13 protein-coding genes are annotated in these 15,252 nt (G+C 34.2%); 9 read left to right on the forward strand and 4 right to left on the reverse strand.

Going from position 1 to position 15,252, the window contains the following annotated elements:
* Positions 1-101 precede the first annotated feature (101 nt).
* Positions 102-686: a DUF6705 family protein gene (locus tag R3L15_RS00135; protein WP_338732485.1), complete on the forward strand. Its 585-nt coding sequence runs from the start codon at positions 102-104 to the stop codon at positions 684-686.
* Positions 687-696: 10 nt separating this feature from the next.
* Here R3L15_RS00135 and R3L15_RS00140 read toward each other — a convergent pair whose 3' ends face one another.
* Genes R3L15_RS00140 through R3L15_RS00155 form a run of 4 tightly spaced genes read right to left on the reverse strand, consistent with a single transcriptional unit; the run spans position 697 to position 3,535 of the window.
* Positions 697-1,263, reverse strand: a complete 567-nt coding sequence (locus R3L15_RS00140) for a 5-formyltetrahydrofolate cyclo-ligase (RefSeq protein WP_338732486.1) — start codon at positions 1,261-1,263, stop codon at positions 697-699.
* Between the two features lie 6 nt (positions 1,264-1,269).
* Complete coding sequence (locus tag R3L15_RS00145; protein ID WP_338732487.1) at positions 1,270-2,241, reverse strand: succinylglutamate desuccinylase/aspartoacylase family protein; 972 nt, start codon at positions 2,239-2,241, stop codon at positions 1,270-1,272.
* Entirely contained in the window at positions 2,238-3,113 is an 876-nt protein-coding gene (gene rimK / locus R3L15_RS00150) for a 30S ribosomal protein S6--L-glutamate ligase (protein ID WP_338732489.1), read from the reverse strand. The genes R3L15_RS00145 and rimK overlap by 4 nt, the downstream gene beginning before the upstream one ends.
* A 2-nt stretch (positions 3,114-3,115) precedes the next feature.
* Positions 3,116-3,535, reverse strand: coding sequence for a RimK/LysX family protein (locus R3L15_RS00155; protein WP_338734153.1), 420 nt, complete (start codon positions 3,533-3,535; stop codon positions 3,116-3,118).
* A gap of 115 nt (positions 3,536-3,650) precedes the next feature.
* Here R3L15_RS00155 and uvrC point away from each other — a divergent pair, with 115 nt between their 5' ends.
* From uvrC to pgi, 8 genes are all read left to right on the forward strand, one after another.
* A complete protein-coding gene (gene uvrC, locus R3L15_RS00160) occupies positions 3,651-5,444 on the forward strand; it encodes an excinuclease ABC subunit UvrC (RefSeq protein ID WP_338732490.1) in 1,794 nt (597 codons plus the stop codon).
* Entirely contained in the window at positions 5,441-7,666 is a 2,226-nt protein-coding gene (locus R3L15_RS00165; protein ID WP_338732491.1) for a patatin-like phospholipase family protein, read from the forward strand. The genes uvrC and R3L15_RS00165 overlap by 4 nt, the downstream gene beginning before the upstream one ends.
* Positions 7,667-7,865: 199 nt before the next feature.
* Positions 7,866-9,023, forward strand: coding sequence for a homogentisate 1,2-dioxygenase (locus tag R3L15_RS00170; RefSeq protein WP_338732493.1), 1,158 nt, complete (start codon positions 7,866-7,868; stop codon positions 9,021-9,023).
* Positions 9,024-9,265: 242 nt separating this feature from the next.
* Positions 9,266-10,426 (forward strand): 4-hydroxyphenylpyruvate dioxygenase, encoded by a 1,161-nt coding sequence (hppD, locus tag R3L15_RS00175; protein ID WP_338732494.1) that lies wholly within the window; start codon positions 9,266-9,268, stop codon positions 10,424-10,426.
* 148 nt (positions 10,427-10,574) lie between these two features.
* Positions 10,575-11,360 carry a DUF3108 domain-containing protein gene (locus R3L15_RS00180; RefSeq protein ID WP_338732495.1) on the forward strand — a complete coding sequence of 262 codons (786 nt, stop codon included), beginning with the start codon at positions 10,575-10,577 and terminating at the stop codon, positions 11,358-11,360.
* A complete protein-coding gene (locus R3L15_RS00185; protein WP_338732496.1) occupies positions 11,361-12,278 on the forward strand; it encodes a tryptophan 2,3-dioxygenase family protein in 918 nt (305 codons plus the stop codon). It abuts the gene before it with no gap.
* Positions 12,236-13,549, forward strand: coding sequence for a peptidoglycan DD-metalloendopeptidase family protein (locus R3L15_RS00190; protein ID WP_338732498.1), 1,314 nt, complete (start codon positions 12,236-12,238; stop codon positions 13,547-13,549). Before R3L15_RS00185 ends, R3L15_RS00190 begins: the two co-directional genes overlap by 43 nt.
* An 8-nt stretch (positions 13,550-13,557) precedes the next feature.
* Complete coding sequence (gene pgi / locus R3L15_RS00195) at positions 13,558-15,201, forward strand: glucose-6-phosphate isomerase (protein WP_338732499.1); 1,644 nt, start codon at positions 13,558-13,560, stop codon at positions 15,199-15,201.
* Positions 15,202-15,252 lie beyond the last annotated feature (51 nt).

Below are 15,252 nucleotides of genomic sequence, written 5' to 3' on the forward strand. Positions count from 1 at the left end.
ATAACAGAAAAATAGCACTGAACTTTCCTGAAATAGGTTGGCTAAAAATTAATCATTTAATTAAAGTTGAGTGATTTTAGAAACGTAGAGTTTATAAAACAATGAAAACAATAGCTTTAATAATTCCAATGTTATTTTTCTTTGCAATAAGCTGCAAAGCTCAAATAATACCCGTAGAGCAGGTGGTAGATCATTTTGGGAATGTTGAAGATGAAACTACTTACATTAAAGATGTTAATAATATATTAGATAATTATGTTGGTACTTGGGTAGGTATTCAAAATGGAAAATCATATACATTTATAATTACAGAAAAAATAATAGTCTATGATGAATATTACAGTACTTTAAATGATATATTAATTATGAAATATCTTATAGTAGATACTAACACACTAGATGTTATAGAAGATACGACTAGTATGTCTGATGAGGATGCTCCCTGTGAAGGTATCATATTTAGATCAAATTCTTCAGGAGGGCTAACCTATGTGTTTATGTATACAGGAATAAATGAGGATAAAGTATCTTGTGGGCAAAATGGCGACGTTTTTATTACCCTTAAAAATAACAATACCCAGTTGTATTTAAAATTAAGTTCCTATCATGAGATGTATGGTCCATGTCTAGGTGGTTCAGCAGAACAAATATTACCTGAAGAAGGGATATTACTTACAAGGCAGTAAAATACTATAATTAAAACCGATATACCTGTTTTGGCGTTACGCAGTAATCTAAAGGAATATCGTTTTTAAAGGTATTTTCAATACGGTCTTCAGCTTCAAAAAAGCTTACCCCAATTTTTAAAGTGTTTGGACGGCATTTTGATAAAAACTTGTCGTAAAACCCTTTGCCGTAACCTACGCGATGGCCTTGTTTATCAAAAGCTAATAGCGGTACAAAAACAACCTCTATTTTAGCGTTGGGTATATCAATACCATCAACAGGTTCGGGAATGTTATAATGGTTTTTTTTAATTACAGTAGCATCTGTTAGTAAAACATGTGTCATTTCAAACGTTTTAAAATCACTTTTCGAAATAATAATGTTTTTGTCTTTTCCAGAAAGAACATTCAGAATGTAATCGGTATTAACTTCACGTTGTTCTGCTATACTTAAAAAAATATGGTAGTAAGTATAATCCCAGATATCAAGCTTTAAAAGCTGATTAGCAATGTCAAGGCTTAAATCGTCTAATTGACTTGCAGAAAGTGCTTGTCGTTTTTGTTTGTAGGCTTTTCTAAGTTCAGCTTTACTAGCCATAAGTTATTATTTAAGCTTAGTTGTAATATGGAATAACGCATCGCCTTGGTAGACAATAGGCGATTCATTCACATTAATAATATAGCCCGAATGTGATGCTTTAACAAAATGATTGAGTTTCCCATACGGATCGGTAATATTACCCAAAACATCTCCTTTATTTACTTTAGAACTTATTCTAGCCGAAGGCTTAAACATTCCTGAAAAATTAGCACGTTGCCAGCGACTATTACTTATAAATACAGGACTTATTTTAGGTGTTGTTGTTTTAAATTTTGACGATAACATATCAAAATGTTTCAAAATACGTTTGGCGCCATTAACGCCAGTATTGGTAACTTGAGCATCAATATGAAAAGATTTCCCGCCTTCATACAACAGTATAGGTTTGCCTAGTTTTGTGCAAGCGTTTCTAAATGTTTTTTTTATGTTTTTGGAATATAGTACGAAGGGCGCGTTAAATACATGGGCAAAATCGTCTAATTCGGGTTTGTCTTTTATAAGTCTAATTTGCGGGGCATTAAAACGCCCTGATCCGCCTGTATGAAAATCTAAAATGAAATCGACATCGGGAATAATTTCTTTCATTAATTTATGAGCAACACGACTAGCTAAAGAGCCTTTACTACTTCCAGGAAAAACCCGGTTTAAATCTCTGCCATCTGGAAATTGACGTTCTAGATTAACAAAACCAAATACATTAATTACAGGCATACAAATAATAGTGCCACGTTTAGGTTTATTAATGCCTTTAGCAATAATTTGCCGTACAATTTCAACGCCATTTACTTCATCGCCATGAATACCAGCGGTAAATAAAACAACAGGGCCAGGTTTTTTAGAACGTTCAACAATTACGGGTACATCAACGCTTGATGAGGTGTGTAAATTAGCAACGCCAAAACTTAATTCATGGCTTTCGCCAACGTTAATATCTTTACCTAATATGGTTATGCTTTTCTTTTGTTCGTAGGTCATTTATAATTTCTTTCGATAAATGTAATAATCGCACGAGCAATATTTCGTCCTGTAGCGGATTCTATACCTTCTAATCCAGGTGTAGAATTAACTTCTAAAAGTAAAGGCCCTCGTTCCGATTGTAACATGTCAACACCGCAAACAGGAAGTTTTAGTGCTCTGGAAGCTTTCATAGCTAGTTTAAGTTCGTCTTCACTAAGTTTAACAATTTTAGCAGAACCACCGCGATGTAAATTAGAACGAAATTCCCCGTCTTTTCCTTGTCGTTTCATAGCGCCAACAACTTGTCCGTCTACTACTAAAGCACGTAAATCGGCGCCTTTGGCTTCTTTTATGTATTCTTGAACAATAACTCTAGCTTGTAACCCATTAAAGGCTTCTAAAACAGATTCGGCAGCGTTTTTTGTTTCAGCTAAAACAACACCTAACCCTTGGGTGCCTTCTAAAAGCTTTATGATAACAGGTGTTCCACCAACCGAATTAATAACTTCTTCTACATCTCTAGAGTAATTAGTGAATACGGTTTTTGGCATGCCTACACCCGCTTTGGTAAGACGTTGTAAGCTTCGTAATTTATCTCGTGACCGCACAATAGAATCAGAAGTAACCGTGGTAAACACATTCATCATTTCAAATTGTCTTACAACAGCACAACCATAAAAAGTAACAGAAGCGCCAATACGTGGAATAATAGCATCTACATAATCTAAATAACGGTCTTTGTAATAGATTTTAGGTTGCTCTTTTTCAATAATGATTTCGCATTTAAGCGGATCGATAACTTCTACGTCATGACCGCGATGAAGCCCTTCTTCAACCAAACGTTGGGTGGAATACAAATGGGAGTTTCTAGAGAGAATAACAATGTTCATTTTTAACGCGTGTTATGTGATAAGTTTTGTTTGTTAACATCAACAAGAAATTTCTTGCTTAAAAACTGTCGCCCTATAAGGACAGGAAATTTCATGTCGTCTCGTGTGCTTAAAGTTAAGTTAATTGCATATGTTTTACCAAATATAACGATGTCAGTTTTAATTTTAAACCTATTTTCTTTGTACCCATTACTACTTTTTACATCGGTTTTAGAGTAATTGGTAAAGGTAACTTCTTCACCACTAAAATTAGGGTGTCCTTTACTGTAAAACGTACATTTTAAGGTCTTGTTTTCCTCAATGATTTTTGAGCAGTGAATAGCCGATGTATAAGCGCCAGTATCGATTTTCACATCGATATTAAACAGTCCTAAGCTAGGGAAATCTACGATATCTACACGACCTATAATGGGTTTTTGCATCATTGTTTTTTTAGTATTAAAAAAGTGGCGAAAAGTAATGAATTTACCAAATTTGAAGCCATAAAATTTCACTAATTTTTTAGGGCTATGCATTAAAATAATTACCTTTGAAATAATGGGAGAAACATCGCTTGACGTACAATTAAAAACCTTGCCAAATCAGCCAGGTGTGTATCAATTTTTTGATTCAAATGATACGATACTTTATGTGGGAAAAGCCAAGAATTTAAAAAAGCGTGTTAGTTCTTATTTTAATAAGCAACATGATTACGGGAAAACCAAAGTACTAGTCAAAAAAATTGTTAGTATAAAACATATTGTTGTTGATACTGAAACCGATGCTTTACTTCTGGAAAATAACCTGATTAAAAAATACCAACCACGTTATAATGTACTACTTAAGGACGATAAATCGTATCCGTGGATTTGCATAAAAAAAGAACGGTTTCCTAGAGTGTTTTCTACGCGACGGATTATAAAAGATGGCAGCGAATATTTTGGGCCTTACACGAGTATGAAAACTGTAAGCACGTTGTTAGATTTAATCCGAGGATTATTTCAACTTAGAACGTGCAATTACGATCTGGCTCAAGAAAAAATTGACGCAGAGAAATATAAGGTGTGTTTAGAGTATCATTTAGGAAATTGTAAAGGTCCTTGCGAAGGTTTAGAAACTGAGGTGGCATATCATAATAACATTGCATCAATTCGAGAAATTTTAAAAGGGAATTTTAAAGACTCATTACATCAATTTAAAGCGCAAATGAAACGTTTTGCTGAAGAGATGCAGTTTGAAGAAGCCCAAAAAATAAAGGAAAAGATAGAGGTCTTGGAAAACTATCAAGCAAAATCAACTATTGTAAATCCTAAAATTAGCAATGTAGATGTGTTTAGTATTGTTAGCGATGAAAGCTATGGTTATGTTAATTTTTTACAAATATCTTATGGTTCTATAATTAGGTCGCATACTTTAGAAATAAAGAAAAAACTTCAAGAAACAGACGAAGCACTTTTGCAATTAGCTATTACCGAATTACAACAGCGGTTTAATTCAAAATCCAAAGAAATTTTTGTGCCATTTAAAGTTGATGTCAGTAGTGATATAAAAGTTACTGTGCCAAAATTAGGCGATAAAAAACACATTTTAGATTTATCGTTAAGAAACGCAAAATATTATCGTATGGAGCGTTTTAAACAAGTAAAAATAACCGATCCCGACAGACATGCCAATAGAATTATGGTGCAAATGAAAGCCGATTTACGCTTGCATGAAGAGCCAAGACATATTGAATGTTTCGATAACTCTAATATTCAAGGCACAAACCCTGTCGCAGCTTGTGTGGTGTTTAAAAATGGCAAGCCAAGTAAAAAAGATTACCGTCATTTTAATATAAAAACAGTAGAAGGTCCAGACGATTTTGCTTCCATGGAAGAAGTTGTTTATAGGCGTTACAAAAGGCTACTTGATGAAGAAAAACCCTTACCTCAATTAATTATTATTGATGGTGGAAAAGGACAATTGTCTTCGGCTTTAAAAAGTTTAGATGCCTTAGGGTTAAGAGGGAAAATTGCAATCATCGGAATTGCGAAACGTTTGGAAGAATTATTTTATCCAGATGACCCAATTCCCTTATATTTAGATAAAAAAAGTGAAACTCTTAAAATTATTCAACAGTTACGTAATGAAGCACACCGTTTTGGTATAGAACACCATAGAAATAGGCGTAGTAAAAATGCTTTAAATACAGAGTTGGAAACCATATCTGGCATTGGCGAAAAAACAGTTGTTGAATTATTAAAAACTTTTAAATCGGTAAAACGTGTTTCTAATGCTAAATTAGATGAATTAGAAGACGTTGTAGGAAAACACAAAGCAAACATTATTTATAACTACTACCATAACAAATGAAAAGACTTTTAGCCATTTTATTCATTTTAACCCATTTGGCAATGTTTTCCCAAAAAGAGCAAACAACATCTCAAAAAGTTGGCTTAGTGTTAAGCGGTGGTGGAGCAAAAGGATTAGCGCATATAGGTGTTTTAAAAGTAATTGATAGCCTTGGGGTAAAAGTAGATTATGTTGCTGGAACAAGCATGGGAGCTATTGTAGGCTCTTTATATGCTTCGGGATATTCCGGAAAAGAGATAGACTCTATATTCAATAATGTTGATTTTGATAAAATTATAAACGACGAATTACCCCGAGAAGCAAAAACATTTTACGAAAGAGATAACTCAGAAAAATATGCCATAACATTACCTTTCGATAAATTTAAACTGTCTTTGCCTTCGGCTCTATCTAGAGGTCAAAATATGTTAAGCTTACTTTCTAAGTTAACACTTCATGTAAGTCAAATAGAAAATTTTGAAGAGCTTCCCATTCCATTTTTCTGTATTGGGACAGATATTGAAACTGGAGAAGCCGTTATTTTAGACCACGGCAGCTTGCCTCTAGCCATTACGGCAAGCGGCGCGTTTCCATCATTATTTCAACCCGTAAATATAGAAGGAAGAATGCTTATTGATGGCGGTGTAGTTAATAACTATCCTATTGAGTTATTAAAAGATAAAGGTATGGATGTTATTATAGGAGTCGATGTTCAAGATGATTTAGCGACAAGAGAAGAACTAAAATCGGCGCCCGATATTTTACTTCAAATAAATAATTATCGCACCATAAAAGCGATGAAGAAAAAGTCGCAATTAACAGACATATATATAAAACCAGATATAGAAGGCTACACGGTTGTATCTTTTGATGAGGGAAGACATATTATTACAAATGGGGAATATGCAACTATTGAAAAAATAGACCAATTAAAAAAGTTGAAGCAAAAACAGGTGTCTCCCTTGAAAAAGAAACCACCTATAAAACCTGTTGATAGTATAATAATAAATGCTATTAATATCCACGGGAATGAAAAGTACTCTAGAGCTTTTGTGTTAGGGAAATTTAAATTTCGCCCTGGCGATAAAATAAAGTTTGAAACCTTTTTAGATGGCGTTAATAATCTAGCAGCAACAAATAACTTCGAAGATGTAGCCTATAGTTTTCATACTACAGGAAAAGAAAATGAGTACAATGTAGATTTTAACCTTAAAGAAAGCTCTAAAAAAACATTTTTAAAGTTTGGGGTTCATTACGACGATCTTTATAAAAGTGCCGCTTTAATAAATGTCACTAGAAAGCAGTTATTTTTTGGAAACGACGTAGCTTCAATCGATTTTATTTTTGGCGATAATATTAGATACAATTTTGAGTATTATATAGATAAAGGCTTTTATTGGAGCTTAGGTATAAGGTCGCGTTTTAATAGGTTTAAAGATGAAACACCAAGTGCTAGTGTTTTCCCTGATAACAACACTTCTGGAGTTAATAAGCTTGATATGAAATTAAACGACTTTACCAATCAATTTTATCTGCAAACACTATTCAGAAAAGATTTTTCTTTAACATTAGGCGCAGAACATAAAAAACTTAAGGTAAGCACAGAAACTATTTTGTCAAACTCTAACGATAAGGAAACAGTATTTGAAAATAGCGATTACCTAAGCTTGTTTGGGGGTTTGAAGTTTGATACGTACGATAACAAGTATTTTCCTAATAACGGCTTTTACTTTAATGGCGATTTTCATTTGTATCTATATTCTTCAGATTATAGTAATTCGTTTTCAGAGTTTTCTATAGCCAAAGCCACAATGGGATATTCGCATAGTTTTTCAAGCAAATTCACAGCCAATTTAACAGCAAAGGGCGGGTTTAGAATTGGCGAAGATGAAAATCCATATTTAAACTTTACCTTAGGTGGCTATGGTAATAACTTTATAAACAATTTTGAGCCATTCTATGGGTACGATTTCCTGTCAATTACAGGCGATAGCTATGTAAATAGTATCCTAACGTTAGATTACGAACTCTTTAAAAAGCACCATATCAATATAGCAGCAAACATTGCTAATGTAGAAGATGATATATTCTCAACAGGCGAATGGTTCTCAGCACCAGAATATACAGGTTATGCCTTAGGTTATGCTTTCGAAACTTTTTTAGGACCTATCGAGCTTAAATACACGTGGTCTCCAGAAATAAAAGAAAATCATTTCTTTTTTAATTTAGGGTTTTGGTTCTAGCTAGTGCAGTATTTGATAATTCAATTAAAAATTTGCATATTTGAAAGCATGAAACTCTATTGGAAAGACTTATTACTTCACTTACATTTTCTTATCAAGAGAAACCCTGAATAAGTTTCATATTTTGTATCTTTATACATAGTGCTTTACAGTAAAAAAAAGTGCTAACTAGTTAATTTTCAAATTAAAATAAAGCAGCATGCCTTTTTATCATAAATTAGGAGAAATCCCTCATAAACGACACACACAATTTAGAAAACCAGATGGTAGTTTATATTACGAACAACTATTTGGAACCATCGGGTTTGATGGGATGTCTACTAATATGTACCACGAACATAGGCCAACACAAGTTAAAGACATAAAAAAACAATACAGTGTTGCACCAAAAATTGCCAAAGCAAATCACATACAATCCTATAGACTACACGGTTTTAAAATTCCGCAAGTAAACGATTACTTAGAAAGTCGAAAAACAGTACTAACCAACAGCGATTGTAGTATTATTCTTGCAGCACCAAAACAATCAACCAAGGACTATTTTTATAAAAACACCGATGCCGACGAACTTATTTTTGTACATCGTGGTAGCGGTAAGTTGAGAACCCACTTAGGAAACCTCGACTTTAAATATGGTGACTATTTGTTAGTGCCAAGAGGAATTATCTATAAAATAGATTTCGATACAGAAGATAATCGATTATTTATTGTAGAATCCCGTCGCCCAATTTATACGCCAAAACGCTATCGCAATTGGTTTGGGCAGTTGTTGGAGCATTCACCGTTTTGCGAGCGCGATTTGCGTCAACCCCAAGAACTGGAAACCCACAACGAAACGGGCGATTTTTTAATGAAGGTTAAAAAACAAGACGATATTTTTGAAATGGTTTATGCCACACACCCGTTTGATGTAGTAGGTTACGATGGCTACAACTATCCATACGCTTTTTCAATTCACGATTTCGAACCCATAACAGGTCGTGTACATCAACCGCCACCAGTACATCAAACTTTCGAGACCGATGCCTTTGTGGTATGTAGTTTTGTGCCAAGGCTATACGATTATCATCCAGAAGCCATTCCAGCACCATACAATCATAGCAATATTGATAGCGATGAGGTATTGTATTATGTAGATGGCGATTTTATGAGTCGTAACGATATCGATGCAGGTCACATTTCATTACATCCAGCGGGAATACCTCATGGGCCGCATCCTGGGGCAACCGAAAGAAGTATTGGTAAAGTAAAAACAGATGAATTGGCCGTTATGGTAGATACTTTTAAACCTTTACAAGTAACAGAAGACGCATTAACAATAGCCGACGAAGATTATTTTAAATCTTGGTTGGAATAATATATTAATAAGAAGCTAATCCTGCTTTCGGCAGTCGCTTTTTGTTTTTTTTTCACTCTGAACTAAAATACAGAATCTAAAAACAAAAGAGCTCCAACAAACTGCCTCAATCAGGGCTAGAAAACAATTAAATAAACTTGAAGATAAAATAGCAGAATTTCAAAAGATGACCATGAGTTTTCAAAACAAACTATAAGTCTCATATCTTTTCTCTATTTTCTCTTCTCTCTAAAACATAAAATATGAGCAAGAATATAGAATCAGTAAACTACGGATTAGAAAAAATATTTGAAGGCGCCGAAGATTTTCTTCCGCTTTTAGGAACCGACTACGTCGAGTTTTACGTTGGTAACGCCAAACAAGCAGCACATTTTTACAAATCGGCTTTTGGGTTTCAATCGTACGCTTACAAAGGACTGGAAACAGGTAGTAAGGAAACCGTATCTTATGTGTTAAAACAAGATAAAATACGTTTGGTGTTAACGACACCTTTAAATTCAAAACACCCAATAAACGACCATATTGTAAAACATGGCGATGGAGTTAAAGTTGTAGCGCTTTGGGTAGAAGATGCTAGAAGTGCTTACGAAGAAACCACCAAACGTGGTGCTAAATCATTTATGGAGCCAACCGTAGAAAAGGATGAACATGGCGAAGTGGTTCGTGCCGGAATATACACTTATGGCGAAACCGTACATATGTTTGTAGAGCGTAAAAACTATAACGGGCAGTTTATGCCAGGATTTGTAAAATGGGAATCAGACTACAACCCAGAACCTGTAGGGCTAAAATTTATAGACCACATGGTTGGTAATGTAGGTTGGGGCGAAATGAATACTTGGGTAAAATGGTACGAAGATGTGATGGGCTTTGTTAATTTCCTATCGTTTGACGATAAGCAAATCCATACCGAATATTCAGCTTTAATGAGTAAGGTAATGAGTAATGGCAATGGACGCATTAAATTCCCAATAAATGAGCCAGCCGAAGGTAAAAAACGCTCACAAATTGAAGAGTATTTAGATTTTTACGAAGGTCCAGGTGTACAACACATAGCTGTAGCAACAGACGATATTATAAAAACAGTTGCCGATTTACGTGCTAGAGGTGTAGAGTTTTTATCGCATCCGCCAGAAGCCTACTATCAAGCTGTACCAGGTAGGTTAGAAGAGTTTGATCATGAGCTTAGAGAAGATATTGAAAAATTAAAAGGTTTAGGTATTATGATAGATGCCGATGAAGAAGGGTATCTGTTACAAATTTTCACCAAACCAGTAGAAGATAGACCAACCCTGTTTTTCGAAATCATTCAACGTATGGGAGCAAGAGGCTTTGGTGCTGGAAACTTTAAAGCACTTTTCGAATCTATTGAAAGAGAGCAAGAAAAGCGCGGGACGTTATAACATATAATTAACAAGTATATTAGTAAAAACTCCATCGCAATTTTTGATGGAGTTTTTTTGTTTTAATACTTTTGGAACAGTAATTGTAATTTATAACTAAAAATAGATCTCTATTAAAACATATAGTTACACTTACAAACAAAAAAACATGAAAAAAAATCTGCTCATAATACTAGTAATGTCAATCTCTTTTCAAGGGGTGTTTGCCCAAAGCGAATCGGCATTTAAAGAAGGCGAATGGTTTCGTTTTGAAATGAGCTATAGTGGGTTTTTAAAAGCTGGAGAAGCCACTTTAGAAGTAAAAGACAAAACTTATAAAGGGACGCCAGTATATCATGTTGTAGGAAAAGGTTGGACAACAGGTGCTATTAAATGGTTTTTTAAAGTAGAAGACCGTTACGAGAGTTATTTCGATAAAAATACTATAGTGCCTTATAAATTTATACGAGATATAGATGAAGGTGGCCATACCAAAGATATTGTAATTCATTTTGATCAAGAGGTACAAAAAGCCTACATAAATGATAAAAAACACAGGCAGAAATCGGTTATAGAAACAGAGCCAAATGTTCAAGATATGGTGTCTACTTTCTATTATTTACGGAATCAATTAGAGGTGACAGATTTGAAAATTGGCGATGAGGTTTTTGTGAACATGTTTTTCGATAAAGAAAACTATGGATTTAAAATTAAATACCTTGGCGAGGAAACCATATCTACTAATTTTGGTAAAGTAAATGCCTTAAAATTTAGACCATATGTAATGGCAGGAAGAGTTTTCAAAGAAGAAGAAAGTCTAACGCTTTGGGTTTCTAACGATAAAAATAGAGTACCTTTGCGTATAAAAGCTGATTTAGCGGTAGGCTCGCTACGAGCAGATTTAGATGCTTTTAAAGGGTTAAAACATCCGTTTAAAATTTTAGTTAAAAATTAAATGAATAAAGACATAACTAATCAACTAAAAGATAAATACGACAAAATAGGTCAAGATTTAGAGACCCATTTAGAAGGCTTACTATACAGTAAGCCTATCAACTATTGGGATTACATTCAAACAGATGCCTTGTTGGACTTACAAACACAACGATCTGTGTTGCCAGACGAGATGGTGTTTATTATGTACCATCAAATTAACGAATTGTTGTTTAAAATGATTCTTTGGGAAATAGATCAAGTAGCCAATCATGACGAATTAACCGTTGATTTTTTCTCAGAAAAACTTATGCGAATTAGTCGCTATTTCGATATGCTAACATCCTCATTTAATATTATGAAAGATGGTATGGAAGTAGAACAATACAATAAGTTTAGAACAACACTTACACCAGCCAGTGGATTCCAAAGTGCACAATACCGAAAAATAGAATTTGCTTCAACAGAGCTTATCAATTTAATTGATAATAGATTTAGAGAAACCATAGATAGAAATACCTCTTTCGAGCATGCTTTTGAACATTTATACTGGCAAGCTGCTGGAAAAGACTACAAAACAGGCAAAAAAAGTTATTTATTAACAGTTTTTGAAGAAAAATACAAAGAGGAATTTATTAGATTTGCGAAATTCTATAACACAAATAACTTATGGACAAAGTTTAAAGCGTTGCCTAGTAGTGTTAAAGAAGATGAAAAATTAATTAAAGCCATGCGCCATTACGATTATACTGTAAATATAAAATGGGTTATGGCACATTATAATACTGCAAACCATTATTTAAATATTAATGGCGAAACAGCAGAAGCAACAGGAGGAAGTGAATGGGTAAAATACATGCACCCAAAATATCAAAGAAGAATATTTTTTCCAGATTTATGGACAGAAGACGAATTAAAGCATTGGGGAGAAAATGTTTAGCTATATTAGTGATTACATTTATAGCAAGCTGTAAACAAGACCAAGAGCCCCAAATTAAAAACACCGAAGAATTAGCAGTAGCCCAACCAAAAGATATTTACGAGTTTGGGTTTAACTTAAACGATTTTACTGTTAAACGAGACACCGTACGTTCTGGCGATACGTTTGGCGTTATTATGGAGCGCAACAAATTGGGTTACCCAAAAATTTATCAAATAGCAGAACAAGCCAAAGAAGGGTTCGATATTAGATCTATCCAAATAGGAAAACCTTACACATTACTTTGTTCTAAAGATACGCTTCAAGAGCCTAAGTGCTTCATCTATCAGCCTAACAAAGAAGAGTATGTTGTAATTAACTTCCAAGACTCTATTCACACTTACAAGAGCCGAAAGCCTATCAATTTTGTCGAGAAAGAAATTTCTGGAGTAATTAACAGTAGTATTTCTCAAACTTTAGAAGAAAAAGGGTTAAGTCAAAGGTTAGCCTATAAACTAGCGGATGATATTTATGCATGGACCATAGATTTTAGACGCCTTCAAAAAGGCGATCGCTTTAAAGTTATTTATGAAGATAAATACATAGACGATTCTGTTTATGCAGGCATAGGTAAAATAAAAGCAGCCTATTTTGAACACAAAGCAGAACCTTTTTATGCTTTCGAATTTGAAACCGATAGCGCAAAAGGCATTGTAGATTATTTTAATGAAGACGCTAAAAACTTACGCCGCGCCTTTTTAAAAGCGCCAGTTAAGTTTAGTCGTATTTCGTCTCGCTATAACTTAAGACGCCGTATTGCACTTTACGGTAACCGTATTCGTCCACATAAAGGAACAGATTTTGCAGCTTCAGTAGGAACACCAATCATGGCAACAGCCAACGGAACCGTTATAAAATCAAGTTATACAAGAGGTAACGGAAATTATGTTAAAGTAAAGCATAATTCGGTGTATACAACACAATACCTTCACATGAGTAAACGCAAGGTGAAAGTAGGCGACTTTGTTAAGCAAGGCGATGTTATAGGATTAGTAGGAATGACAGGAAACACATCAGGGCCACACGTGTGTTACCGTTTTTGGAAAAATGGCAGACAAGTGGATCCTTTTAAACAAAAACTACCAGAAGCTAAACCTATTTCCGATAGCCTAAAAGCACAATATCTAGAATTTATTTCACCTATTAAATCTCAATTAGATAACATTCCTTTCGAGGAAGAACTACTTTTAGACGATAGTCAAGAAACCAATCTTATTACTCAAGCGTATTAATAAATTACATGGCTTTACCAAACACTAACCCAACCCAAACTCAAGCATGGAAAAAGCTTGAAAACAACTACAACCAAGTAAAAGAATTACACCTAAAAGAGCTATTTGCACAAGATGCCGATAGAGCTCAAAAAATGACCATTACTTGGGAAGATTTTTTGGTCGATTTTTCTAAAAATAGAATCACCAACGAGACTCTAGAGTTATTACAAGAATTAGCCAAAGAGGTTAAGTTAGACAAAGCTATAGAAGCCTATTTTTCTGGTGAAAAAATTAATGAAACAGAGAATAGATCGGTGCTTCATACAGCACTAAGAGCCAAAGAAAGTGACACATTCCTTGTAAATGGTGAAAATGTTATGCCTGAGATTTACAAGGTGAAAAATAAAATTAAAGCCTTTACCGAAGATGTTGTTAATGGAACACGCAAAGGATATTCTGGAAAACCGTTTACACATGTTGTAAATATTGGTATTGGTGGATCCGATTTAGGGCCAGCCATGGTTGTGGATTCGCTTCAGTATTACAAAAACAACTTAACAACCTATTTTGTTAGTAATGTGGATGGCGACCATGTTAACGAAGTCATTAAAAAAATTAATCCTGAAACCACACTTTTTGTTATTGTTTCTAAAACATTTACAACACAAGAAACTTTATCTAATGCCAATACCATTAGGGCGTGGTTTTTACAACACGCTTCAGAAGAAGCTATAGCTAAGCATTTTGTTGCCGTTTCTACTAATCTTGAAAAAGTACAGGAATTTGGTATAGAAAAAGACAATATCTTTCCTATGTGGAATTGGGTTGGCGGACGATTCTCGTTATGGAGTGCTGTAGGTCTTTCAATAAGTTTATCGTTAGGCTATCAACATTTTGAAAGTCTTTTATCTGGTGCCAATAAAATGGATGAGCATTTTAAAAATACATCGTTCGATAAAAACATTCCTGTTGTTTTAGGGCTTTTAACCATTTGGTATAACAACTTCTTTCATGCAGAAAGTGAAGCCGTTATTCCTTATTCCGAATATCTAGGGAAACTAGCTAAATATCTTCAGCAAGGTATTATGGAAAGTAATGGGAAGTATATTGACAGAAATGGAAGTAAAGTAAATTACCAAACAGGCACTATAATTTGGGGTGAACCAGGAACAAACTCACAACACGCTTTCTTTCAATTAATACATCAAGGTACCAAATTAATTCCAGCAGACTTTATTGGTTTTGCAAAATCGTTATACGGTAACCAAGATCATCAAGACAAGCTAATATCAAACTTTATCGCCCAAACCGAAGCCTTAATGAATGGGAAAACTAAAGCAGAGGTAATGCAAGAGTTTGAAGGAAGTGACTTGTCAAAATCGGAAATTGAGAAATTAGCACCATATAAAGTATTTGAAGGTAACAAGCCAACAAACACGCTGTTTATAGACAAATTAACTCCAGAGAGCTTAGGAAAACTTATCGCATTATACGAGCACAAGATTTTTGTACAAGGTGTTATTTGGAATATTTTTAGTTATGACCAATTTGGAGTCGAACTAGGAAAGCAACTTGCTGGAGAAATCCTTAAAGATTTGCAACAAGATGCTGTAAGTAAACACGACAGTTCTACACTAAACCTTATAAAATTCTACAAGGCCAACAATTAAGCTGTTAACATCTTTGTTAATTAAATTGTTTAAACGACTGATAATTAGTCG

Source organism: Mangrovimonas cancribranchiae, assembly GCF_037126245.1.
Classification (GTDB): domain Bacteria; phylum Bacteroidota; class Bacteroidia; order Flavobacteriales; family Flavobacteriaceae; genus Mangrovimonas; species Mangrovimonas cancribranchiae.

Coding starts and splice junctions, on each gene's coding strand:
- R3L15_RS00145 (WP_338732487.1), bottom strand. CDS start 2,241: ATGACCTACGAACAAAAGAAAAGCATAACCATATTAGGTAAAGATATT.
- R3L15_RS00185 (WP_338732496.1), top strand. CDS start 11,361: ATGAATAAAGACATAACTAATCAACTAAAAGATAAATACGACAAAATA.
- uvrC (WP_338732490.1), top strand. CDS start 3,651: ATGGGAGAAACATCGCTTGACGTACAATTAAAAACCTTGCCAAATCAG.
- R3L15_RS00140 (WP_338732486.1), bottom strand. CDS start 1,263: ATGGCTAGTAAAGCTGAACTTAGAAAAGCCTACAAACAAAAACGACAA.
- pgi (WP_338732499.1), top strand. CDS start 13,558: ATGGCTTTACCAAACACTAACCCAACCCAAACTCAAGCATGGAAAAAG.
- R3L15_RS00135 (WP_338732485.1), top strand. CDS start 102: ATGAAAACAATAGCTTTAATAATTCCAATGTTATTTTTCTTTGCAATA.
- hppD (WP_338732494.1), top strand. CDS start 9,266: ATGAGCAAGAATATAGAATCAGTAAACTACGGATTAGAAAAAATATTT.
- R3L15_RS00155 (WP_338734153.1), bottom strand. CDS start 3,535: ATGCAAAAACCCATTATAGGTCGTGTAGATATCGTAGATTTCCCTAGC.
- rimK (WP_338732489.1), bottom strand. CDS start 3,113: ATGAACATTGTTATTCTCTCTAGAAACTCCCATTTGTATTCCACCCAA.
- R3L15_RS00170 (WP_338732493.1), top strand. CDS start 7,866: ATGCCTTTTTATCATAAATTAGGAGAAATCCCTCATAAACGACACACA.
- R3L15_RS00190 (WP_338732498.1), top strand. CDS start 12,236: ATGGACAGAAGACGAATTAAAGCATTGGGGAGAAAATGTTTAGCTATA.
- R3L15_RS00180 (WP_338732495.1), top strand. CDS start 10,575: ATGAAAAAAAATCTGCTCATAATACTAGTAATGTCAATCTCTTTTCAA.
- R3L15_RS00165 (WP_338732491.1), top strand. CDS start 5,441: ATGAAAAGACTTTTAGCCATTTTATTCATTTTAACCCATTTGGCAATG.